A 21,907-nucleotide genomic window follows, 5' to 3' on the forward strand; every position below is an offset into this window, starting at 1 on the left:
CGCCCCGCACCACCCGAAGGCGCTCAGCCGCCGCGTTCCCCGCGGCCGCTGAGCGCCTTCGTCGCTTCCTCGGCGAGCTCGTCGGCGATCGAGGCATCGTCCTTGCCGGTGAGGTAGGCGGAGACGTACAGCTGGACGACCTTGCTGTACGTGGCGTAGTGCGCGCTCCGCGGGCGGGGCGCCGCGTCGTCGAGCGCGCGGTGCAGCAGGTCCGTGTACGGCGGGTCCTGCCCTGCCGGCGCGGCGCCGTGCCGGGCGCCGTCGTCCTCCTCCCGCCGGGCGTCCTCGGGCGGCAGGTCGCACGCGGGCGCCGTGCCGTCGTACGCCGAGGCGCGGGTGGCCGCGAAGCCGCGCTGCAGCAGGCAGCGCTCGCTGCGGGCCGAGGTGAGGGCGGTGATCAGGGAGCGGGCCTCGGCCGGGTGCGCGGCGTCGGCCGCCACGGCGAGGTTCTGGCCGCCCAGGACCGTGCGGTGCCGGCCCTCCGGCGAGCCCGCGGGCAGCTGGGCCACGTCGAACTGCCGGCCCGGTGCCAGTTTCTCGGCGACCGAGGCGTACTCCACCGGCCAGTTCCGCATGAACAGCGCCCGGCCCTCGGCGAACCACTGCCGGCTGGCGGTCTCGTCCATCGCCGTCGCCTCCTGCGGCATGATCGTGCGCAACCGCTCCTTGAGCGCGTACACGCCCTGCTGCAACGCCCCGGCGAGATGGGCGGTCCGCTCCGGGTCGCCGCCGGACGCCCAGACCGACTCCAGGGTGTTGACCGTGAGGCCTTCGTAGGGCCGCAGCTGGGCGACCATGCCGTACAGCTTCTCGTCCGCCGGGCGGTGGGCGTTCTCCTCGGCCATGATCTTCTGCGACCAGGTCCGCAGCTGCTCCCAGGTGTCGGGCGGCCCGTCGTACCCGTACTTCGCCAGCAGGTCGCTGCGGTAGTAGAGCAGCCCGGCGTCGGTGTTGAAGGGGACGGCCCAGACGGTGCCGTCGGAGCCGGTGGTGGTCGTCTTCTTGACGCTGGCGAGGAAGTCGCCGCTCAGCTCCCTGCCCCAGGGCCGGATGATGCCCGCCGCGGCGAACTCCGCGGTCCAGGCCACGTCGATGTTGAGCACGTCGTACCCGCCGTTGCCGGACTGGCCCGCGGCCAGCAGCTGGCTGCGCTGCGCGTCGGCGGTGTCCGGCAGCTTCACGATGCGGACGTGCTTGCCGGTCCGCCGCTCCCACGCGCGGATCAGTTCGCGGCGCACCCCCGTACTGCTGAGATCGCTGCCGGTGGCCAGGACGATGTCGCCGTCCGCCGCGGGTGTCGGCCCCGGGTCCGTACAGCCCCCCGCGAGCAGGCAGAGCACGGCGGCGACCGCCGCGGCCACGCGCTTCACCGGCCCGCCTCCTGTCCGCCCGTACCGAAGGAGGCCACCAACCCGGCCAGGGTGTCCGCGGCTCCCGGACCACCGGCCACGCAGTTGCCGCCCGAGCCCTCGACGACGTGCCGCACCGGGGCCGCGTCGCAGCCGCCCTTGCCGGCCGCCAGCACGACCACGGGAATCCGGGGGTGCGCGGCGAGCGCGTCGGAGAGCGCCTCGCGCGCCGCCGCCGACCGCTTGCCCGCGCCGTCGTCCTCGTCCAGGACGAGCACCACGGCCTTCGTCCGCTCGGCCGGGCCGTCGCGCAGCCGGTCCAGCGCGGCGGTGAGCGCCTCCTGCATCCACGCGCCCTGGTCGACGAGGCCGCCGTCGTCCCGCTGGAGGCGGTCCAGCACTTCGCGCCCCGCTGCCGGGTCGGTGCTGCCGGCCCTGACCCGTTCGACGGGGCGCTCGCGGTCCCGGGCCGCGGTGCCGGCCCGGGGGTAGGTCCACAGTCCGTACGTGTCCTTCGGCCCGAGCACCTCCAGGGCGCGGCCGACCGCGTCCGCCGCCACGGAGATCCGGCCCCCGTCCGCCATGGAGGTGGAGGTGTCGAGGAGGAAGAGGAGCTGACCGGGGCGGTGCGCCGAGTCGTACGCCGCCAGCACCTGGGAGACCCGCTGCCGCCCTGCGGTGTACGGCTCCACGCCGATGTCCGGCAGGACGCCGGCGCGGCTGTCCCGGAGCGGGGAGTCGGTGGGTGCCGGGGCGGCGGCGCCTTTCGCGTTCACTCCGCGGTACCCGGCCCGCGTGATCACCTTCTGGCCACCGTCCGGCCGCCGCAGCCAGTCGGCGAACCGGTCCGAGGCGGCCCGCCGGCGGGCGGCGTCCGCCGCCCCCTTCCAGGCCACCCGGATCAGCGGGTGGTCCAGGCCCGGCACGCCGGACGGGTAGTAGGCCTCGTAGCGGTCCTCCTTCTCGGGAACGGTGGCGAGGGCCGGGCAGTTCCCGACGGCGTGCCCGAGATTGGCGTCGGTGAGGGACTTCTCCGTGACCAGCGGCGCCGCGGTGGCGCGTGACACCGCGCCGGCCGACGCCGCACCCGGGCGCAGGGAGCACAGCAGCTCCGCGCTGCCGGCGTACTGGCTGCCCGGCGCCCGCAGCCGGTTCTCGGCGCGCTCGGCCACGCCCGTCCGGGGCGCGCCGCCGTCCAGCGCGACGGGGGTGCCGTCGTCGGCCAGGTAGAGGCCGATGGTGTGCATCAGCCCGACGCCGGACAGTACGGGGCTGGGGCGGAGCAGCCGCAGCTTCCGGTCGGCCGCGTCGTCCAGGATCTCGTGCCAGCTGCTGCCGGCCTGTTCCACGTCGGACAGGCCGCGCGTCTCGGGGACGCCGACGACGAGCGGGGTGTAGGCGACCGGGCCGACCCGGTGCAGGGTGACGGGGGCGTGTGCGGCCATGCCCTGGCGGACCTGGAGGTGGTCGACGGTCGATTCGGGCACCCACAGGTCGGGCTGGGGACCGGGGCGATACAGCGGCTCGACGGCCTCGCCGCCGGCGCCTCCCTCCGGGGCCTCGTCCTCCCCCTCGGCCTCGCCCCGCCAGCGGTCCGCCGCGGCGAAGCCCTGTGCCACCTGGTCCTTGGCGGCGGAGTAGACGGTGATCTGGGTGCGCCGGCAGCCGTCGGGGACGTCGTCCTCGCCCGGCACGGGCGCGGTGTTGAGGTCGGACATCTCGTACGCGAGGGCCGCGGCGCGCAGCGTCGGTTCGGCCTCGGGGGCGGTGAGCAGCCGCAGTTCCTGGGCGGGCGGGCAGTCCCCCGGCGGCCGCAGCCGGTCGGTGACCACCAGGGCGGTGGCGACGAGGGCCAGCGCGGCGGCGGCGGACAGCAGCTGTAACCGGCGCCGCGGGCGGGAGCGCCACCAGCGTCGGGCGCGGACGACGAACGGCGTACGAGGGCGCGCTTCCCTGGTGGCGAAGGAGACGACCACGTCGTCGACGGTGTTCCGCTTGGAGGCGCGCGGCACCCAGGCGCCGCCCTGCGGGGTGGTGTGGTCGGCGAGTCGCCGACGCAGCTCACCGGCCAGGTCCTCGAAGGTGACGCACTCCTTGCCCTCGATGCCGTGTTCGAGGATGTCGAGCACGGCCCGGGTGAAGGTGGTGCCGCCGCCGGGCTCGGTGCCGCTGAAGATCCGGCGGTTCGGCTGCGCGGCCATCAGCAGTGAGACCGGCTTGTCGTCGGTGCGGAAGCTGTCGTCCGCGTTGCCCGCGAAGCAGCATTCGAGCACGACGACGACGCGGTCGGCGCGCGACCTCTCCAGGCGCGGCAGGACGTCCTTGACCCAGGAGACCGCTTCGTACGAGGCGACCCGGGGCTTGTCCTGCGCCACCCGCGACGTCTCGACCAGCAGGTGCAGGTCGCCGCCGTCGCGCCGGACCCGGCCGTGTCCGGAGAAGTAGACCAGCAGCAGTCCGCGGGCCTCGTGGGCCGCGGTGCGCAGCGCGGCGGTCAGCTCCTCCGGGGTCTTCGGGCGCAGCGGCGTCACTTCCTGGGGCAGGAAGAGGTCGGTGGCCGGGGCGCACAGCACCCGGCCCAGCTCGTCGGGGTTGGCGAAGACCGCGTCGAGGTCGGGCAGCCGAGGGTCCTGGTAGCTGCTGACGCCGATGAGGAGCGCGCGGTTCTGCTTGCCCCGCGCGTCGTAGAGGGGCATGCCGGTTACTCCGTGCCGACGCGGCCACCCTGGTCGCCGCGTTCGGCACGCGGATCGGGGTCGTCGAGGCGGTGGAGTCCGGAGGCATCACTGATGTCGAGTGCCGGTGTCTCGCCGTCGGCGGCGGTCTCCCTGCGGTGGGCGAGCCACTCCCGCAGGGCGATGAGGAGCTGCTCGGTCATCGGCGCGGCGACCGCGCCGATGAGGACCAGGACGAGGTCGTCGACGCCGACGGCCATCTCGGGTCCCTGGCCCGCCGCGTCCGCGCCGGTGGGCGGGGCGGTCCCCGCGCCCGGTGCCCGGCGCCAGCCGTGGTTGTCGGGCGTCAGCCACGACTCGCGCTCCAGCCACCGCCGGAGGTCTTCCAGATCCTGGCCCCCGTCATGGGTCCCGGTGACTCTCATGCGTACTTCGTGACGCTGCCGGCTCTCCGTCATCCCGTCCCCCTCCTGCGGCACCTTTGCCATAGGTGCACCGATGGTGTCGCGCCGGACGCGCGGCAGGCAACAGGCCGTCAACAACGGTCCACGCTGTGTCCTTGACCACAGGCCGTGCCATACGACTGCGTCGCAGGTCAAGGGTGAGTTGACGGCATTCGCGGCACGTGGTGGACTGCCCGGTGCCATTCGGCGACAGATGAGGAAGTCCGGTGAGAATCCGGCGCGGTCCCGCCACTGTCACCGGGGAGCGCTCCTCCAGAGAAGCCACGGCCCGTCGCGAGCACGGGCTGGAAGGCCGGGGGAAGCGTCGATCCGGGAGCCAGGAGACTCTCGTCGCCGGTCACGTCGAGCCAGGGCGCGGACCCTGAGTGAGGACACACGCCATGCCGGGCTCCGAGCCGAGACCCCAGCCCTCCGCCGTACGCCCGGCACACCGCCGCGTACGGCCGTCCGACCGAGGCACGGCGGGCTGATCCGATCATGCGTGCCGAACACGCCACCTATGCGTGCGGCGCGGCCCTGGGCTTCCTCGGCGACCTGGCCGTGGGCGACCCCCGCCGCGGCCACCCGGTGGCCGCCTTCGGGCGGGCCGCCGCCGCCGTGGAGCGCGGGCTGTGGCGCGACCACCGCGGATACGGCGCGGCGCACACCGCGCTGTGCGCCGGCGGTGCCGCCCTGGGCGCCGCCCTGCTCGCCCGTTCCGTACGCCGCTGCGCCCCCGCACGGGTGGCGCTGACCGCCGCCGCCACCTGGGCCGTACTGGGCGGCACCACGCTGGGCCGGGAGGCGCGCGCCCTCGGCAGCGCGCTGGAGGCCGGCGACCTGGATGTGGCGCGCGAGCTCCTCCCCCACCTGTGCGGCCGCGACCCGCAGGCCCTGGACGGGCAGCAGATGGCGCGCGCCGTCGTGGAGTCCGTCGCCGAGAACACCTCCGACGCGGTCGTGGGCGCACTGGTCTGGGGCGCCGTCGGCGGCGTACCGGGCCTGGTCGCCTTCCGCGCGGTGAACACGCTGGACGCGATGGTGGGCCACAAGTCCGACCGCTACCGCCGCTACGGCTGGGCCTCCGCCCGGCTGGACGACGTGGCGGGCTGGCCCGGAGCGCGGCTGACCGCGCTGCTGGCCACCGTCGCCGGGCCCGATCCGCGCGGCGCGTGGCGCGCCTGGCGGGCCGACGGCGGGCGCCACCCCAGCCCCAACGCGGGCCCCGTGGAGGCGTCGTTCGCCGGGGCGCTCGGCGTACGGCTGGGCGGCACGCTGGCGTACGCGGGGCGGGTCGAGCACCGCCCGGTGCTCAACGACGGCGGCCGCACCGTCGAAGGCGCGGACATCGCGCGCGCGGTGCGCCTCTCGCGCCGGGTGAGCGCACTGGCGCTGGCGACGACGGTCGGAGCGCGGATCGCCGTGGGCGCGGTCCGTACGGCCCGGAAGGCGAGGAGATCCCGGTGAGCGGTACGGACAGGACTCTCGGCGGCGGCCTGCTGGTCGCGGGGACGACGTCGGACGCGGGCAAGAGCGTGGTGACGGCGGGCATCTGCCGCTGGCTGGCGCGCAAGGGCGTCAAGGTCGCGCCCTTCAAGGCGCAGAACATGTCGCTCAACTCGTACGTGACACGCGAGGGCGCGGAGATCGGGCGGGCCCAGGCCATGCAGGCCGCGGCGGCCCGGGTCGAGCCGACCGCGCTGATGAACCCGGTGCTGCTCAAGCCCGGCAGCGACCGCAGCAGCCAGGTCGTCCTGCTGGGCAAGCCGGTGGGCGAGCTGAGCGCGCGCGGCTACCACTCGGGGCGCCAGGAGCGGCTCCTCGGTACGGTCACCGACTGCCTGACCGAGCTGCGGCGTACGCACGACGCGGTGATCTGCGAGGGTGCGGGCAGCCCGGCCGAGATCAACCTGCGCCGTACCGACATCGTGAACATGGGCCTCGCACGCGCCGCGAACCTCCCCGTGGTCGTCGTCGGCGACATCGACCGCGGCGGCGTCTTCGCGTCCTTCTTCGGCACCACCGCGCTGCTCTCCGAGGCCGACCAGGCGCACCTGGCGGGCTTCCTGGTGAACAAGTTCCGCGGCGACGTGACGCTGCTGGAGCCGGGCCTGGACATGCTCAAGAAGCTGAGCGGCCGGCCGACGCTGGGCGTGCTGCCCTTCCGGCACGGGCTCGGCATCGACGAGGAGGACGGCCTGCGCGTCTCGCTGCGCGGCGCGGTCCGCGAGAGCGTGGTCGCGGCGCCGCACGGCGCCGACATCCTCCGCGTCGCCGTCGCCGCGGTCCCCCTGATGTCCAACTTCACCGACGTGGACGCGCTCGCCGCCGAACCGGGCGTCGTCGTCCGCTTCGTGGACCGCCCCGAGGAGCTGGCCGACGCCGACCTGGTCGTGCTGCCCGGCACCCGCGGCACCGTACGGGCCCTCCAGTGGCTGCGTGAGCGTGGCATCGCGGACGCGGTGGCCCGCCGGGCCGCCGAGGGCCGTCCGGTGCTGGGCATCTGCGGCGGCTTCCAGATGCTCGCCGAGCACATCGAGGACGAGGTGGAGTCGCGGGCCGGCGCGGTCGACGGGCTCGGCCTGCTGCCCGTACGGGTGCGGTTCGCCGCCGAGAAGACCCTCGCCAGGCCCGAGGGTGAGGCCCTGGGCGAGCCGGTGGCCGGGTACGAGATCCACCACGGCGTCGCCGACGTCCGGGCGGGCGACGAGCCCTTCCTGGACGGCTGCCGCGTCGGCTCCGTATGGGGCACGCACTGGCACGGCTCCCTGGAGAGCGACGGCTTCCGGCGCGCTTTCCTGCGCCGGGTGGCCGCGGCCGCGGGGCGCGCGTTCGTGCCCGCGCCGGACACCTGCTTCGACGCGCTGCGCGAGGAACAGCTCGACGCGCTGGGCGACCTGATCGAGGAACACGCGGACACGGAGGCCCTGCTGCGCCTGATCGAGAACGGCGTCCCCGAGGGCCTGCCGTTCGTACCACCGGGGGCGCCGTGACCGACGACCGATTCCCGTACGCACACGCAGACGCAGACCCGAAGCCACTCGAAGGAGTGATCAGCACGTGAGCACCCGGTACCCGTTCACCGCCGTCGTCGGCATGGACGACCTGCGGCTGGCGCTGCTGCTCAACGCCGTCAGCCCGGCGGTGGGCGGCGTCCTGGTACGCGGCGAGAAGGGCACCGCCAAGTCGACGGCGGTACGTGCCCTGGCCGCGCTGCTGCCCGACGTCCCGGTCGTTCCCGGCTGCCGCTTCAGCTGCGACCCCGCGGCCCCGGACCCGCAGTGCCCCGACGGGCCGCACGGGGCGGGGCCCACGGAACACCGTGACGCCCGCATGGTCGAGCTGCCCGTGGGCGCCTCGGAGGACCGCCTCGTGGGCGCCCTCGACATCGAGCGGGCGCTGTCCGAGGGGGTCAAGGCGTTCGAGCCGGGCCTGCTCGCCGACGCGCACCGCGGCATCCTCTACGTCGACGAGGTCAACCTGCTCCACGACCACCTGATCGACCTCCTCCTGGACGCCGCCGCCATGGGATCCTCCTACGTGGAGCGCGAGGGCGTCTCCGTGCGGCACGCGGCGCGCTTCCTGCTGGTCGGCACGATGAACCCCGAAGAGGGCGAGCTCCGGCCGCAGTTGCTGGACCGCTTCGGGCTGACCGTGGAGGTCGCCGCCTCCCGCGAGCCCGACCAGCGGGTCGAGGTCGTCCGGCGGCGGCTCGCGTACGACGCCGACCCGGCCGGCTTCGCGGCGCGCTGGGCCGACGAGGAGGAGGCGCTGCGGCAGCGGATCGCCACGGCCCGCGCGCTGCTCCCGGACGTCGTGCTCGGCGACGCGGCGCTCCGCCAGATCTCCGCGACCTGCGCGGCGTTCGAGGTGGACGGCATGCGCGCGGACATCGTGATGGCGCGTACCGCGACGGCGCTGGCCGCCTGGGCGGGCCGGGCCGAGGTGGCCGAGGAGGACGTGCGGCAGGCCGCGCTGCTCGCGCTGCCGCACCGGCGCCGCCGCAACCCCTTCGACGCCCCCGGCCTCGACGAGGACAAGCTCGACCGGACGCTGGAGGAGTACGGCCCCCAGGAGGACGCCCAGGACCCCCAGGACTCGCCGGACGACGAGCCGGACCCCGAGCCGGAGGGCCCGGACGACGGCCCCGACGGTGGCGGCCCGGACGGTGGCGGCGGGCTGCCGCCGCAGGACGGTCCGGACGACGCGCCGCAGCCGTCCGGCGCGGACGCGGGCCCCGAGCAGCCCTCCGTACCGGACCAGCGCTCGGACAGCGCTCCGGAACAGCAGCCCGCCCAGCCCGGGAACCCCGGGAACGACGCCGCCGAGGGCGGCACCGCGCCCGAGAAGGCCGCGGTCGGTGCCGCCGAGCCGTTCAAGACCAAGCGGTTCGACGTGCCGGGGCTCGGCGAGGGCGCCGACGGCCGCCGTTCGCGGGCCCGTACCGCGCACGGCCGTACCACCGGCTCGCGTCGCCCCCAGGGTGCGCTGGGCAAGCTGCACCTGGCCGCGACCGTGCAGGCCGCGGCGCCGCACCAGAAGGTGCGCGGGCGCAGCGGCCGTGGGCTCGTCGTCCGCCGGGACGACCTGCGCGAGGCCGTACGGGAGGGCCGCGAGGGCAATTTGGTGCTGTTCGTCGTGGACGCGTCCGGTTCGATGGCCGCGCGGAAGCGGATGACCGCGGTCAAGGGCGCGGTGCTGTCGCTGCTGATGGACGCGTACCAGCGGCGCGACAAGGTCGGCATGATCACCTTCCGGGGCGCGGACGCCGCGCTCGCGCTGCCGCCCACCTCCTCCGTCGAGGCGGGCGCGGCCCGGCTGGAGCAGCTGCCGACCGGCGGCCGGACGCCGTTGGCCGCGGGCCTGCTGAAGGCCCATGAGGTGCTGCGCGTGGAGCGGTTGCGGGACGCCTCGCGTCGCCCGCTGGTCGTGGTCGTCACGGACGGCCGGGCGACCGGCGGCGTGGAGCCGCGCCCGCGTGCTTCGAAGGCGGCGCAGCTGCTGGCCTCCGAGGGCGTCGCCTCGGTGGTCGTGGACTGCGAGACGGGCCCGGTCCGCCTCGGGCTGGCCGGGGAGCTGGCCCGCGATCTGCAGGGCACCGCCGTCACCCTCGACGAGCTGCGCGCGGACAGCGTCTCCGCGCTCGTACGAAACGTCACCGACACCACCCACCGGAGGGCCGCCTGATGCCGCAGGGACAGCCGACCGTCGTACCGAACGACGGCCTCACCACCCGTCAGCGCCGCAACCGCCCGCTCGTCTTCGTCCACACCGGCACCGGCAAGGGCAAGTCCACCGCCGCGTTCGGGCTGGCGCTGCGGGCGTGGAACCAGGGCTGGCCGGTCGGGGTGTTCCAGTTCGTGAAGTCCGCCAAGTGGAAGGTCGGCGAGGAGCGTGCGCTGCGCGTCCTGGGCGAGACCGGCGAGGGCGGCACGGTGGCCTGGCACAAGATGGGTGAGGGCTGGTCGTGGGTCCAGCGCGACATCGAGTCCAGCGAGGAGGCGGCCCGCGAGGGCTGGGAGCAGGTCAAGCGGGACCTGGCGGCGGAGTCGTACAAGCTGTACGTGCTGGACGAGTTCGCGTACCCGATGCACTGGGGCTGGATCGACACCGCGGAGGTGATCGAGGTGCTGCGGAACCGTCCCGGCACCCAGCACGTGGTGATCACGGGCCGTAACGCGCCGCAGGAGCTCCAGGACTTCGCCGACCTGGTCACCGACATGACCAAGGTCAAGCACCCGATGGACGCGGGTCAGAAGGGCCAGCGGGGCATCGAGTGGTGACGACCGCAGCGATGACCGAAGTGATGATCCAGTGGTGAACGTTCCGCGCCTGGTGATCGCCGCGCCCTCCTCGGGCAGCGGCAAGACCACCGTCGCCACCGGCCTGATGGCGGCGTTCCGCGAGGCGGGCCTCGCGGTGTCGCCGCACAAGGTCGGCCCCGACTACATCGACCCGGGCTACCACGCGCTCGCGACCGGGCGTCCGGGCCGCAATCTCGACGCGTACCTGTGCGGTCCGGAGCGGATCGAGCCGCTGTTCCTGCACGGTGCGGCGGGTGCGGACCTGGCGCTCGTCGAGGGCGTCATGGGCATGTTCGACGGTGCCTCGGGGATGGGCGAGCTGGGCTCGACGGCGCAGGTGGCGAAGTTGCTGCGGGCGCCGGTCGTGCTGGTCGTGGACGCGTCCTCGCAGTCCCGCTCGGTGGCCGCGCTGGTGCACGGCTTCGCGTCCTGGGACCCGGAGGTGCGGCTGGCCGGGGTGATCCTCAACAAGGTCGGCTCCGACCGGCACGAGGCGCTGCTGCGCGAGGCGCTGGGCGGCGCGGGCGTACCGGTGCTGGGCTGTCTGCGGCGCGCGCCGCGGATGAACACCCCGGCCCGGCACCTGGGTCTGGTCCCGGTCGCGGAGCGGGCTCCGGAGGCGGTGGACTCGGTGGCGGCGCTCGCGGAGCAGATCCGTACCGGCTGCGACCTTCAGGGGCTGCTGGCGCTGGCGCACAGCGCGCCGGAGCTGTCCGGCCCGGCGTGGGAGCCGCAGGCCCCGGAAGCGCCCGCCGCGGGCCGACCGGTGATCGCGGTGGCGGGCGGCGCCGCCTTCACGTTCTCCTACGCCGAGCACGCCGAGCTGCTGACGGCGGCCGGCGCCGAGGTGGTCACCTTCGACCCGTTGCGGGACGAGAAGCTGCCGGCGGGCACCGCGGGGCTGGTGATCGGCGGCGGCTTCCCCGAGGTGTACGCGCCGGAGCTGTCGGCGAACGAGCCGCTGCGCGCGGAGGTCGCCCGGCTGGCCGCTGCGGGTGCCCCGGTCGCCGCGGAGTGCGCGGGTCTGCTGTACCTGTCCCGGTCACTGGACGGGAAGCCGATGTGCGGGGTGCTGCCGGCGGACGGGCGGATGTCGGAGCGGCTGACGCTGGGCTACCGGGAGGCGGTGGCGGTCGGCGACAGCGCGCTGGCGGCGGCCGGGACGCGGGTGCGCGGCCACGAGTTCCACCGCACGGTCCTGGAGCCGGGCACGGGCGACAGCCCGGCGTGGGGGTTCGTGCGCCCCGAGCGGCGTACCGAGGGCTTCGTGCGGGACGGGGTGCACGCCTCGTACCTGCATGTGCACTGGGCCGCCGAGCCGTCGCTGGCGCACCGCCTGGCGGCGCGCGCCGCGGCATGGGCGGCGAGCGCCTGATGACCGCCGCGGCGTCCGGCTGCCGGGCCTCAGCCCGATACGCCGACCACCAGCCACATGAAGCCCACGCCCGCGACCGTGCAGGCCAGCGTCGACAGGGCCGGGTGGTCGTGGTGGGCCTCGGGCAGGATGTCGGAGGTCGCGAGGTAGAGCAGGACGCCGCCGAAGAAACCGAGGTAGAACCCGAGGGGTTGCTCCGGCAGGGTGACCAGGAGCGTGGCCGCCGCGCCCACGAGGGGGGCCAGCGCGTCCGCGGAGAGCAGCAGCAGCGCCTTGCGCCGGGCGTTCCCGTAGAGGCTGGCGATGGTGTACGTGTTGAAGCCGTCGGCGAAGTCGTGGGCGATCACGGCGAGTGCCACGGCCACCGCCATGTCGCTGCCCACCTGGTAGGCCGCGCCGATCGCGAAGCCGTCCATCAGGCTGTGCACGACCATCGCGGCGGCGGCCGTCAGCCCTACCTGCGGGACGCGTTCCTCCGGGTCCATGCCGTGCGCGGCTTTCCGTACGGCCAGCAGGCGTTCGGCGGCGTGCGCGGCGAGGAAGCCGAGCACGAAGCAGAGCAGCGCGGCGGGCACCCCGAGGAGCTGCACACCGGCCGCCTCCAGGGCCTCCGGCAGCAGGTCGAGGCCGACGACGCCGAGCATCAGGCCGCCGGCGAGGCCGAGGACGAGGTGGCGGCGGTCGGTGACCCGGTGGGCGACCCAGCCCCCGATGAGGGTCATCAGGAACGCGCCGACCGCGATGACCACAGGCACTGTGCCGCCCCTCTCGCCGACGGTTGCGGACCGGTACCGCTGCCGGTACCCGTGTCACCTGCTTACTGATCCCCGGCCGGTCCCGCATGTCCGGCTCCCTCCCCCTGAAAGGACCCGCCGTGCCTGCTGAGCGTGGTGTGCACGGGCCGCGGCGGGACCTGGTGGTGGGGGTCGGCGCACGGCCCGGAATACCGGCGGAGGAGCTGACGGCGCTGGTCAGGGCCGTACTCGCGGAGTCCGCGCTGCCGCTCGCCGCGGTGGGCGCGCTGGCCACCGTGGACGCCAGGGCCCGGGAGCCGGGGCTGCGGGCCGCCGCTGCACTGCTTGGGGTGGAGCTGCTGGCGTACCCGCCCGCCCTGCTGGCCACCGTGCCGGTGCCGCATCCCTCGGGCACGGTGCTGGCCGCCACCGGGACGCCCTCCGTCGCCGAGGCCGCCGCGCTGGCCGCGGCCGGCCCCGACGGCACACTGGCCGTCCCGAAGCGGACCGCCGCGCCCGCGGGCGGCGGCACGGCCCGGGCCACCTGTGCGGTCGCCCGCCGCGCCGCGCCCCACGACAGCGGCACGCAAAAGACCGTACGCACGCACGAGGAGATGCCGTGACCCCCCTGCCCGACCTTCGCCACCACGGGGACGCCGAGGTACGCGGCGCCGCGGCCGGCCTGACCGACCTGGCCGTCAACGTCCGTACGGGCACCCCGCCGGCCTGGCTCAAGGCCCGGATCGCCGCGTCGCTGGACGGGCTGGCCGCGTACCCGGACGGCACGGCGGCGCGCGCAGCGGTCGCGGCGCGGCACGGGCTGCCGGTGTCCCGGGTGCTGCTGACGGCCGGCGCCGCCGAGGCGTTCGTGCTGCTCGCGCGGGCCGTGGGCGCCGCGCGGCCGGTCGTGGTGCATCCCCAGTTCACCGAGCCGGAGGCGGCCCTGCGGGACGCCGGGCACGAGGTGCAGCGCGTGCTGCTGCCCGAGGGGGACGGCTTCCGGCTGACTCCGGAGGCGGTACCGGACGACGCGGACCTGGTGGTGCTCGGCAACCCGACCAACCCCACGTCCGTGCTGCACCCCGCCGAGGCCGTGGCGGCGCTGGCGCGGCCGGGCCGCACGCTGGTGGTCGACGAGGCGTTCATGGACGCGGTGCCGGGCGAGGCGGAGTCGCTGGCCTCCCGTACGGACCTGCCGGGCCTGGTGGTGCTGCGCAGCCTGACCAAGACCTGGGGGCTGGCCGGGCTGCGGGTCGGTTACGTGCTGGCCGAGCCGGAGGTCGTCGCCGCGCTGGAGCGGGCCCAGCCCCTGTGGCCGGTCTCCTCGCCCGCGCTCACCGCCGCTGAGGCGTGCTGCGGGCCGGAGGCGCTCGCGGAGGCCGAGGCGGCGGCCGCGGACATCGCCGCCGACCGCGCGTACCTGATCGCGCGGCTGGCCGAGTTCCCGGCCGTCACCGTGGCGGAGCCGGCCGCCGGGCCGTTCGTACTGATCCGGCTGCCGGACGCGGCAGGCGTACGGGAGCGGCTGCGGCAGCTGGGCTTCGCGGCCCGGCGCGGCGACACGTTCCCCGGCCTCGGGACCGACTGGCTGCGGCTGGCGGTGCGGGACCGGGACACCACCGACCGGTTCGTGACAGCCCTGGCGAAGGCGGTCTGAGCGCCGACCGAAGGCGGTCCGAGGGCCGATCGAAGGCGGTCCGAGGGCTGTCCACCATCCGGAACCCCGTTGCTCGTTACACGTAAGGTCGCCGTAAGGTGCGGCCGTGACGAACGAGCAGACGAACCAGAAGCCAGCGGCGGCCCCTCATCCGGCCGGCGACGACCTCCCCGCGTCCGACCGCGCCGCGCGGCGCGCCGTCACCCTCTTTCCGCTGCTCGTGATCGTGGCCGGGCTGATCGGCCTGTTCCGGCCTGCGCACTTCACCGGCTGGGCCCCGGCCGTGCCGTGGCTGCTGGGCGTCGTGATGTTCTCCATGGGCCTCACGCTCACCGTCCCGGACTTCGCCGCGGTCGCCAAGCGGCCGTGGGCGGTCGGGCTGGGCCTGGTGGCGCACTACGTGATCATGCCAGGACTGGGCTGGCTGGTGGCCACCGTGCTGGACCTGCCGCCCGCGCTGGCGGCCGGCGTGATCCTGGTGGGCTGCGCCCCGAGCGGCACGGCCTCCAACGTCGTGACGTTCCTGGCACGCGGCGACGTGGCCCTGTCGGTGTCGGTGGCCACCGTCTCCACCGTGGTCGCGCCGTTCGTGACGCCGCCGCTGACGTACCTGCTCGCCGGCCAGTTCATGCATGTGGACGCCGGGGTGATGGTGACCGACATCCTCAAGACCGTCCTGCTGCCGGTCTTCGCGGGCCTGCTGGTGCGGCTGGTCGCCGGCCGCTTCATCGCCCGGCTGCTGCGCGCGCTGCCCTGGCTGTCGGCGCTGACCATCGCGGTGATCGTGCTGGTCGTGGTCGCGGGCAGCGCGGCGCAGATCAAGGACGCGGCGGCGCTGGTGCTGCTGGCCGTGGTGCTGCACAACGGGCTGGGCCTGGCGCTCGGCTACGGGGCCGGCTCGCTGGCCCGGCTGGGCCGCCCGGCGAGCCGCGCGATGGCCTTCGAGGTCGGCATGCAGAACTCCGGCCTGGCGGCGTCCCTGGCCACGGCCCACTTCAGCCCCGCCGCCGCGCTCCCGGCAGCGGTGTTCTCGGTCTGGCACAACATCTCCGGCGCGGTGGTCGCGGCCTGGATGGCCCGCGGCGCCCGGAGGGACGGCGCGTAAGCGCGCGTCCCCCTCCAGCCCGTCCGGCGTTTGCGGACGGCCCGGTACCGGCCACCGGCCCGCAGCCGCCCATCGAGCGCCCCCGCACCGCAGGCGTCAGCTCACCACCCGCCCCCGCAGAATCACCCGCCGCGGCGTACCGAGAACCCGTACGTCCGCCCGCGGATCGGCCTCGTACACCACCAGGTCGGCAGAGGCACCCTCGGTGAGCCCGGGACGGCCCAGCCACTCCCGCGCACCCCAGGCGGCAGCCGACACCGCGTCCAGAGCCGGGATACCGGCCTTGACCAGCTCTCCCACCTCCTGGGCGACGAGACCGTGCGCGAGCGCCCCGCCCGCGTCCGTACCGACGTACACCGGCACCCCGGCGTCGTACGCCGCCCGTACGGTGTCGTAACGACGCTCGTGCAGCCGCCGCATGTGGTCGGCCCAGCGCGGGTACTTCTTCTCGCCGCCGGCCGCCAGCTGCGGGAAGGTCGCGATGTTCACCAGGGTCGGCACGATCGCGACGCCGCGCTCGGCGAAGAGCGGAATGGTCTCCTCGGTGAGGCCCGTCGCGTGCTCGATGCAGTCGATGCCGGCCTCCACGAGGGGCGCGAGGGACTCCTCGGCGAAGCAGTGGGCCGTGACGCGTGCCCCGAGGCGGTGCGCCTCGGCGATCGCGGCCGCCACCGCGCCGGGCGGCCAGCAGGACGACAGGTCGCCGGTCTCGCGGTCGATCCAGTCGCCGACGAGCTTGACCCAGCCGTCGCCCCGCCGCGCTTCCTGGGCGACGTACGCCACCAGGTCCTCGGGCTCGATCTCGTGCGCGTAGTTGCGGATGTAGCGACGGGTGCGCGCGATGTGCCGCCCGGCGCGGATGATCCGCGGCAGGTCCTCGCGGTCGTCGATCCAGCGGGTGTCCGCGGGCGAGCCGGCGTCCCGGATGAGCAGCGTGCCCGCCTCCCGGTCGGTGAGCGCCTGCTTCTCGCTGGTCGCCTCGTCGACCGCGCCGTGCGCGTCCAGGCCCACGTGGCAGTGGGCGTCGACCAGGCCCGGCAGCGCCCAGCCCTCGACGGTGGTGATCTCCCGCGATTCGGCCGGTCGGGTGAACGTGACGCGTCCGCCGACGACCCACAGATCCTCACGTACGTCGTCGGGCCCGGCCAGGACCCTCCCCTTGATGTGCAGCACGGCGCTATCGGTCATGCACGCACTGTACGAGCCGGGCGCCGCGGCCTGGACGGGGCGGTCCCGGCGGAAGAATCACGGAAACCCCATGGCGCTCCGGGCTTTCCTTGCTGTACACCTGTTACCGAAGAATTTCCAATTCTTCGGGTGCGCAGCTTCCCGTATTCTTCTGCCCGCTTTTCCGCAGCTCAAACGCGTCGATTCGGGTGACCGGCAAGGCCCGTAATTCGGACGGATCTCGCGGTCGTTACGCACATGTGACCGACCACACAAGCGGGGTGATTTGCCCAGTATTTTCCGGGCAAACCAAGACATCCCAGAGGTCATTCGTGCGCCCGTGCGCCCCCGCGCGATAACACAGAACCCCCCGTCTCCGTAACCCCAACCCGCGATGCATTTTCCAATTTCCCTCGGTAAATTTAATTCCCATGACCGCCGCACAAGCAGACCTTGCACGTGCCCGAAGCGAATTCAGAGAAATGCCGGAGGGCTTCAAGCTCGATGCCCCGCGAGTGGAGGACGGGGCGGCCATCTGGCGCATAGCCCGGGACTCCCGGACGCTGGACCTCAACTCGTCCTACAGCTACCTGCTGTGGTGTCGTGACTTCGCCGCCACCTCCGTCGTCGCCCGCGACACGGAGGGCGAGCCGGCCGCCTTCATCACCGGCTACATCCGGCCCGCCCGCCCCGAGACCCTCGTCGTCTGGCAGGTCGCCGTCGACGACGCGCACCGGGGCCGCGGACTGGCAGCAGCTCTCCTGGACGGCCTGGCCGGCCGTGTCGCGCAGGAGCAGGGTGTCACTCGCCTCGAGACCACGATCTCACCGGACAACACCGCGTCGAACCGGCTCTTCGCCGCCTTCGCCGAGCGCCACCACGCCTCCGTGGAGCGCGACGTCCTCTTCGACGCCGGTGTGTTCCCCGAAGAGGGACACGAGCCGGAGGTCCTGCACCGCATCGGTCCCTTCGCTCCTCCTGCACCGTCGCAGCGCTGAGCCCACCCCAAGACTTCCCCTCTCCGTCACACCCCACATCTCCCAGGAGCATGCTGTGACCATCACCCAGCCGGACCTGAGCGTCTTCGAGACCGTCGAATCCGAGGTGCGGAGCTACTGCCGCGGCTGGCCCACCGTCTTCGACCGGGCCCAGGGCAGCCGTCTCTACGACGAGGACGGCCACGCGTACCTCGACTTCTTCGCCGGTGCCGGGTCGCTGAACTACGGCCACAACAACCCGGTGCTGAAACGCGCGCTGATCGACTACATCGAGCGCGACGGCATCACCCACGGCCTGGACATGTCCACCACGGCCAAGCGGGCGTTCCTGGAGTCCTTCCAGAACGTCATCCTGCGCCCGCGTGACCTGCCGTACAAGGTCATGTTCCCGGGCCCGACGGGCACCAACGCGGTCGAGGCCGCGCTGAAGCTGGCCCGCAAGGTCAAGGGCCGCGAGTCGATCGTGTCCTTCACCAACGCCTTCCACGGCATGTCGCTCGGCTCGCTCGCCGTCACCGGCAACGCCTTCAAGCGCGCCGGCGCCGGCATCCCGCTGGTCCACGGCACCCCGATGCCGTTCGACCACTACCTCGACGGCCGCTACCCGGACTTCCTCTGGTTCGAGCGGCTGCTGGAGGACCAGGGCTCCGGCCTGAACACCCCCGCCGCCGTGATCGTCGAGACGGTCCAGGGCGAGGGCGGCATCAACGTCGCCCGGCCCGAGTGGCTGCGCGCGCTCGCCGACCTGTGCCAGCGCCGCGACATGCTGCTCATCGTCGACGACATCCAGATGGGCTGCGGCCGAACGGGTGCCTTCTTCTCCTTCGAGGAGGCGGGCATCGTGCCGGACATCGTCACCGTCTCCAAGTCCATCAGCGGCTACGGCCTGCCGCTGGCGCTCACGATGTTCAAGCCGGAGCTGGACATCTGGGAGCCGGGCGAGCACAACGGCACCTTCCGTGGCAACAACCCGGCCTTCGTCACGGCCGCCGCGACCCTGGACACGTACTGGGCCGACGGTCAGATGGAGAAGCAGACCATCGCCCGCGGTGAGATCATCGAGTCGCACCTGCGAGCCATCGCCGAGGAGCACCCGCGGGCCGGCGTGGACTACCGCGGCCGCGGCATGGTCTGGGGGATGGAGTTCGAGGACAAGAGTCTCGCGAACAAGATCTCCAAGCGGGCCTTCGAACTGGGTCTGCTCATCGAGACTTCGGGGCCGGAGAGCGAGGTCGTGAAGCTGCTTCCGGCGCTCACCACCACCCCCGAGGAACTGGACGAGGGTCTGCGCATCCTCGCCCGCGCGGTCCGCGACAGCGTCTGACGGACGCTCTTCGGAGGGGTCGGCCATCCGGCCGGCCCCTCCGTTCGGACCTCACCACCCGCAGAACAGAAAGGCACAACCACGTGATCGTTCGCTCGTTCAAGGACATCGAAGGCACCGACCGCCACGTCAAGTCCGCTTCGGGGACCTGGGAGAGCAAGCGCATCGTGCTCGCCAAGGAGCGCGTCGGTTTCTCGCTGCACGAGACCATCCTTTACGCGGGCACCGAGACCGACATGTGGTACGCGAACCACATCGAGGCCGTACTGTGCGTAGAGGGCGAGGCGGAGCTGGAGAACCGGGAGACCGGGGAGAAGCACTGGATCGAGCCCGGCACGATGTACCTGCTCAACGGCCACGAGAAGCACACCCTGCGGCCGAAGACGGACTTCCGTTGCGTGTGTGTCTTCAACCCGCCGGTCACCGGTCGCGAGGACCACGACGAGAACGGCGTGTACCCGCTGCTCACCGAGCCCGAGACGAGCTGACGCCGCTGGAATCAGGCCCGCTGCCCCGTCCGGCAGTTGAGGAAGGCACGTACGAGAGGAGAGGAAGGCAACACCATGACCACCGCACCCGAGCGCACCGCCGACCTGTACCCGACCCGTGGGGCCACCGAGGTGATCACCCCGCGGCAGGACCCGGTGGTGTGGTCGCAGCCCGGCACGGCAGGCCCTTTCCAGCCGTCCGAGCTGAGCGACTTCGAACGCGACGGCTTCTTCGCCCAAGAGGAACTCATCACGGCGGACGAGGTCGCGGTGTACCGCGCCGAACTGGACCGGCTCACCCATGACCCGGAGGTCAAGGCCGACCCGCGCTCGATCGTCGAGGCGAAGTCGGACAAGGTCCGGTCCGTGTTCGAGGTGCACAAGATCAGCGAGGTGTTCGCCAAGCTGGTCTCCGACCCGCGCGTAGTGGGACGCGCCCGTCAGATCCTCGGCTCCGACGTCTACGTCCACCAGTCGCGGATCAACGTCAAGCCGGGATTCGGTGCGTCCGGGTTCTACTGGCACTCGGACTTCGAGACCTGGCACGCCGAGGACGGCCTGCCGAACATGCGGACGGTGTCCGTCTCGATCGCGCTGACCGAGAACTACGACACCAACGGCGGTCTCATGATCATGCCGGGGTCGCACAAGTTCTTCCTGGGGTGCTCGGGCGAGACGCCCGTGGACAACTACAAGAAGTCGCTGCAGATGCAGGACGCGGGCACGCCCTCGGACGAGGCGCTGACCAAGCTGGCCGACCAGTACGGCATCAAGCTGTTCACCGGCAAGGCCGGCTCGGCGACCTGGTTCGACTGCAACTGCATGCACGGTTCCGGCGACAACATCACGCCGTACCCGCGCAGCAACGTCTTCATCGTGTTCAACAGCGTGGAGAACGCCGCCGTGGAGCCCTTCGCGGCCCCGGTACGGCGCCCGGAGTACATCGGTGCCCGGGACTTCACCCCGGTCAAGTGACGCGCGAGTCCGTGGTGTCCGCTCCCTCGTGAGCAGGAGCCCGGTTCCGGGCCGGGGGGTCTTGGCCCCGCCAGGGGTCCCCGGCTCACAACCAGGCCAGTGACGCGGCCGTCGCCAGCACGTGCTGAGCGGCGGCCGCGTCGCCTGCCTGGCCCCGGCTCACCTCCTGCGGGGTGAGCCGGCCGCCCACCAGCAGGCAGAGGTCGACCGCGTCCAGCACCAGTTCGGCGGCGACCGGCTCGGCGGCCGGGCCCAGCACCCAGTCGCCGCCCGCCGCACCCTCCACCCCCAGCAGCACGGGCCGGGTACCGTCCCCCAGCGCCAGGTCCACGATCCGCACCGCGAGCACCACCAGCCGCTGCAGGTGCACGGACGGCGGCGAGGGCACGGTCAGCCCCAGCGCCCGCCCGATGTCCCGGGTGTGGATCCAGGTCTCGAACGCCCGGATCACGTAGTGGTCGGCGACCGGCAGCCGCTTGCCCATCAGCGCGGTGGGCAGGGACGCCGGCTCCTCCGCCCTGGCCTCCGGCAGGTCCAGCAGGCCGTGCGCCTGGGTCCGCCACGCCTCGGCGGTCTCGGTCGGCGGCCGGGTGTGCTCGTACGCCACCACCTCTTCCGTACGGGCCGCCCAGCGCACCTCCCAGGGCGCCGCGTCCCCGGTGCCGCCCGCCTCGGCCCGCGTCACCGGCAGCATCCCCAGCCGCTCGGCCAGCGGCTCGTCCGCCGCGACGAGGTGCGCGACCGTGCCCTGGACGTCCCAGTCGTGCACCACCGGCGTGCCCCAGCGCGCAGGCGTACCGTCCAGCTCGCGCAGCAGCGCCTCCAGGCTCGCGACCGCGGCGGCGTACGGCGCCGCGTGCGCGGCCGGCGCGTCGTGCCCGGTGCGCGCCGCCCGGGCCGCCGCCATCAGCCGCCCCCGGCCGACCTTGTCCGCACCCCGGCGGGCGCCCTTGGCCGGCGCGGCGGGCGGCCCGTCCAGCCGGTGCACCGCCTCCCGCAGCCGCCCCAGTTCCTCCGCGCAGTCCGCGCAGTCCTCGACGTGCGCACGGATGCGTTCCGCGTCCCCGGACATCACCGCGTCCAGCGCCCAGGCGGCGAGCAGCTCGGCGATCTCGGGGTGCTCCTCCGCGGGGTCCCAGCCCATCACATGCCCTTCTCGACGGCCGGATCCGGCGGGTCGGCCAGCCGGTCGGCGAGGCTGCGCAGCGCGACGCGGAGCCTGGTCTTGGCAGTGCCTTCGGGAATGCCCAGTTCCACCGCGGCCTGGCGGTAGGTGCGCCCGGCGAAGTAGGCGAGGTGGAGCACCTGCCGCTGGGCCGGCGGGAGTTCGGCGAGCGCGGCGTGCGGCAGCAGCGCCGTGCCGGCCGGCAGGGTGCCGCACCCCGCCGCCTCGGACATCCGGTCCACGGCCCGCCGGTGGGCCTGCATGCTGAGCCAGGCCCGCAGCGAGCCGCGTGCCGGGTCGAACGCGTAGGGGCGGGCCCACAGGTGGGTGAGGACCTCCTGGACGACCTCCTCCGCGGTGTGCGTGCTGCGCGTGACGCGGTGGGCCACGGCGTGCGCCAGCCCGCCGAAGGCGTCGTACGCCTCGCCGAGGGCGGACTCGTCGCCGTACACCAGTCGCCGGTGCAGGTCCTCGTCGCGCGGCGGAGTTGATGGGCTTGCAGCTCTCCGGTCCACCGGCACCACCTCGTGAGGTCGTGCTGCCATTCCTAGCCGTCCGCGCCGCCGCGCGGTAGCCGTCCGCCCGGCCGAATTGCCCGGCGCGCACCGGAGGCTAGCCTGACGTGGCGCCGTCCCGGCAGGGAACAAG

At 73.9% G+C, this 21,907-nt stretch carries 19 protein-coding genes and 1 riboswitch; of the genes, 12 read left to right on the top strand and 7 right to left on the bottom strand.

All coding sequences use genetic code 11. From position 1 onward, the window contains the following. Positions 1–23: 23 nt before the first annotated feature. Genes IF20_RS28790 through IF20_RS28800 form a run of 3 tightly spaced genes read right to left on the bottom strand, consistent with a single transcriptional unit; the run spans position 24 to position 4,449 of the window. Complete coding sequence (locus IF20_RS28790) at positions 24–1,370, bottom strand: extracellular solute-binding protein (protein ID WP_052868287.1); 1,347 nt, start codon at positions 1,368–1,370, stop codon at positions 24–26. Further along, positions 1,367–4,045: a caspase family protein gene (locus IF20_RS28795; RefSeq protein WP_052868288.1), complete on the bottom strand. Its 2,679-nt coding sequence runs from the start codon at positions 4,043–4,045 to the stop codon at positions 1,367–1,369. The genes IF20_RS28790 and IF20_RS28795 overlap by 4 nt, the downstream gene beginning before the upstream one ends. 5 nt (positions 4,046–4,050) lie before the next feature. Next, on the bottom strand, positions 4,051–4,449 hold the full coding sequence (locus IF20_RS28800) for a hypothetical protein (RefSeq protein WP_199896777.1): 399 nt from the start codon (positions 4,447–4,449) through the stop codon (positions 4,051–4,053). A 234-nt stretch (positions 4,450–4,683) separates the two neighbouring features. Further along, a riboswitch (cobalamin riboswitch) is annotated at positions 4,684–4,815 on the top strand. 150 nt (positions 4,816–4,965) lie between these two features. On the opposite strand from IF20_RS28800, the gene IF20_RS28805 reads away from it, so the two are divergent. From IF20_RS28805 to IF20_RS28825, 5 genes are all read left to right on the top strand, one after another. Next, positions 4,966–5,934, top strand: a complete 969-nt coding sequence (locus IF20_RS28805; RefSeq protein ID WP_052868290.1) for a cobalamin biosynthesis protein — start codon at positions 4,966–4,968, stop codon at positions 5,932–5,934. Then, a complete protein-coding gene (locus tag IF20_RS28810) occupies positions 5,931–7,460 on the top strand; it encodes a cobyric acid synthase (protein ID WP_052868291.1) in 1,530 nt (509 codons plus the stop codon). The genes IF20_RS28805 and IF20_RS28810 overlap by 4 nt, the downstream gene beginning before the upstream one ends. A 67-nt stretch (positions 7,461–7,527) precedes the next feature. Further along, positions 7,528–9,654: a putative cobaltochelatase gene (locus tag IF20_RS28815; RefSeq protein WP_052868292.1), complete on the top strand. Its 2,127-nt coding sequence runs from the start codon at positions 7,528–7,530 to the stop codon at positions 9,652–9,654. After that, complete coding sequence (gene cobO / locus IF20_RS28820; RefSeq protein WP_052868293.1) at positions 9,654–10,250, top strand: cob(I)yrinic acid a,c-diamide adenosyltransferase; 597 nt, start codon at positions 9,654–9,656, stop codon at positions 10,248–10,250. Before IF20_RS28815 ends, cobO begins: the two co-directional genes overlap by 1 nt. A 31-nt stretch (positions 10,251–10,281) precedes the next feature. Continuing rightward, positions 10,282–11,646, top strand: a complete 1,365-nt coding sequence (locus IF20_RS28825) for a cobyrinate a,c-diamide synthase (protein WP_052868294.1) — start codon at positions 10,282–10,284, stop codon at positions 11,644–11,646. A gap of 29 nt (positions 11,647–11,675) precedes the next feature. Here IF20_RS28825 and IF20_RS28830 read toward each other — a convergent pair whose 3' ends face one another. Then, positions 11,676–12,368: a ZIP family metal transporter gene (locus tag IF20_RS28830; protein ID WP_407702565.1), complete on the bottom strand. Its 693-nt coding sequence runs from the start codon at positions 12,366–12,368 to the stop codon at positions 11,676–11,678. A 152-nt stretch (positions 12,369–12,520) separates the two neighbouring features. Between IF20_RS28830 and IF20_RS28835 the strand changes: the two genes are divergently transcribed. The 3 genes from IF20_RS28835 to IF20_RS28845 all read left to right on the top strand — a co-directional run bounded on the left by IF20_RS28835 (position 12,521) and on the right by IF20_RS28845 (position 15,142). Next, entirely contained in the window at positions 12,521–13,003 is a 483-nt protein-coding gene (locus IF20_RS28835; protein ID WP_052868296.1) for a cobalamin biosynthesis protein, read from the top strand. Further along, complete coding sequence (gene cobC, locus IF20_RS28840; protein WP_052868297.1) at positions 13,000–14,037, top strand: Rv2231c family pyridoxal phosphate-dependent protein CobC; 1,038 nt, start codon at positions 13,000–13,002, stop codon at positions 14,035–14,037. The genes IF20_RS28835 and cobC overlap by 4 nt, the downstream gene beginning before the upstream one ends. A 106-nt stretch (positions 14,038–14,143) precedes the next feature. Continuing rightward, positions 14,144–15,142, top strand: a complete 999-nt coding sequence (locus tag IF20_RS28845) for a bile acid:sodium symporter family protein (RefSeq protein ID WP_052868298.1) — start codon at positions 14,144–14,146, stop codon at positions 15,140–15,142. 96 nt (positions 15,143–15,238) lie between these two features. On the opposite strand, the gene IF20_RS28850 is transcribed toward IF20_RS28845, so the two are convergent. Continuing rightward, positions 15,239–16,330: an amidohydrolase family protein gene (locus IF20_RS28850; RefSeq protein WP_199896778.1), complete on the bottom strand. Its 1,092-nt coding sequence runs from the start codon at positions 16,328–16,330 to the stop codon at positions 15,239–15,241. A gap of 410 nt (positions 16,331–16,740) precedes the next feature. Here IF20_RS28850 and ectA point away from each other — a divergent pair, with 410 nt between their 5' ends. From ectA to thpD, 4 genes are all read left to right on the top strand, one after another. Beyond that, positions 16,741–17,307 (top strand): diaminobutyrate acetyltransferase, encoded by a 567-nt coding sequence (gene ectA, locus IF20_RS28855; protein WP_110944630.1) that lies wholly within the window; start codon positions 16,741–16,743, stop codon positions 17,305–17,307. Positions 17,308–17,362: 55 nt separating this feature from the next. Continuing rightward, positions 17,363–18,631, top strand: coding sequence for a diaminobutyrate--2-oxoglutarate transaminase (ectB, locus tag IF20_RS28860; RefSeq protein ID WP_052868301.1), 1,269 nt, complete (start codon positions 17,363–17,365; stop codon positions 18,629–18,631). Between the two features lie 83 nt (positions 18,632–18,714). Continuing rightward, positions 18,715–19,119: an ectoine synthase gene (locus tag IF20_RS28865; protein WP_052868302.1), complete on the top strand. Its 405-nt coding sequence runs from the start codon at positions 18,715–18,717 to the stop codon at positions 19,117–19,119. Between the two features lie 75 nt (positions 19,120–19,194). After that, positions 19,195–20,094 (top strand): ectoine hydroxylase, encoded by a 900-nt coding sequence (thpD, locus tag IF20_RS28870; RefSeq protein ID WP_052868303.1) that lies wholly within the window; start codon positions 19,195–19,197, stop codon positions 20,092–20,094. An 85-nt stretch (positions 20,095–20,179) separates the two neighbouring features. On the opposite strand, the gene IF20_RS28875 is transcribed toward thpD, so the two are convergent. Together IF20_RS28875 and IF20_RS28880 are read right to left on the bottom strand one after the other, a co-directional pair. Next, positions 20,180–21,238: a maleylpyruvate isomerase family mycothiol-dependent enzyme gene (locus tag IF20_RS28875; protein WP_052868304.1), complete on the bottom strand. Its 1,059-nt coding sequence runs from the start codon at positions 21,236–21,238 to the stop codon at positions 20,180–20,182. Continuing rightward, the gene (locus IF20_RS28880) at positions 21,238–21,804 is read right to left on the bottom strand and encodes a sigma factor-like helix-turn-helix DNA-binding protein (RefSeq protein WP_052868305.1); all 567 of its coding nucleotides are present in this window, start codon (positions 21,802–21,804) and stop codon (positions 21,238–21,240) included. Before IF20_RS28880 ends, IF20_RS28875 begins: the two co-directional genes overlap by 1 nt. Positions 21,805–21,907: the final 103 nt, after the last annotated feature.

The organism is Streptomyces niger, assembly GCF_000718305.1.
Classification (GTDB): Bacteria; Actinomycetota; Actinomycetes; order Streptomycetales; family Streptomycetaceae; genus Streptomyces; species Streptomyces niger.

Bases quoted from the DNA above. Each gene is read 5' to 3' on its own strand.
- IF20_RS28795 (WP_052868288.1), bottom strand. From the start codon at position 4,045: ATGCCCCTCTACGACGCGCGGGGCAAGCAGAACCGCGCGCTCCTCATC.
- IF20_RS28800 (WP_199896777.1), bottom strand. From the start codon at position 4,449: ATGAGAGTCACCGGGACCCATGACGGGGGCCAGGATCTGGAAGACCTC.
- IF20_RS28805 (WP_052868290.1), top strand. From the start codon at position 4,966: ATGCGTGCCGAACACGCCACCTATGCGTGCGGCGCGGCCCTGGGCTTC.
- cobO (WP_052868293.1), top strand. From the start codon at position 9,654: ATGCCGCAGGGACAGCCGACCGTCGTACCGAACGACGGCCTCACCACC.
- IF20_RS28830 (WP_407702565.1), bottom strand. From the start codon at position 12,368: ATGACCCTCATCGGGGGCTGGGTCGCCCACCGGGTCACCGACCGCCGC.
- IF20_RS28850 (WP_199896778.1), bottom strand. From the start codon at position 16,330: ATGACCGATAGCGCCGTGCTGCACATCAAGGGGAGGGTCCTGGCCGGG.
- ectA (WP_110944630.1), top strand. From the start codon at position 16,741: ATGACCGCCGCACAAGCAGACCTTGCACGTGCCCGAAGCGAATTCAGA.
- thpD (WP_052868303.1), top strand. From the start codon at position 19,195: ATGACCACCGCACCCGAGCGCACCGCCGACCTGTACCCGACCCGTGGG.
- IF20_RS28875 (WP_052868304.1), bottom strand. From the start codon at position 21,238: ATGGGCTGGGACCCCGCGGAGGAGCACCCCGAGATCGCCGAGCTGCTC.
- IF20_RS28880 (WP_052868305.1), bottom strand. From the start codon at position 21,804: ATGGCAGCACGACCTCACGAGGTGGTGCCGGTGGACCGGAGAGCTGCA.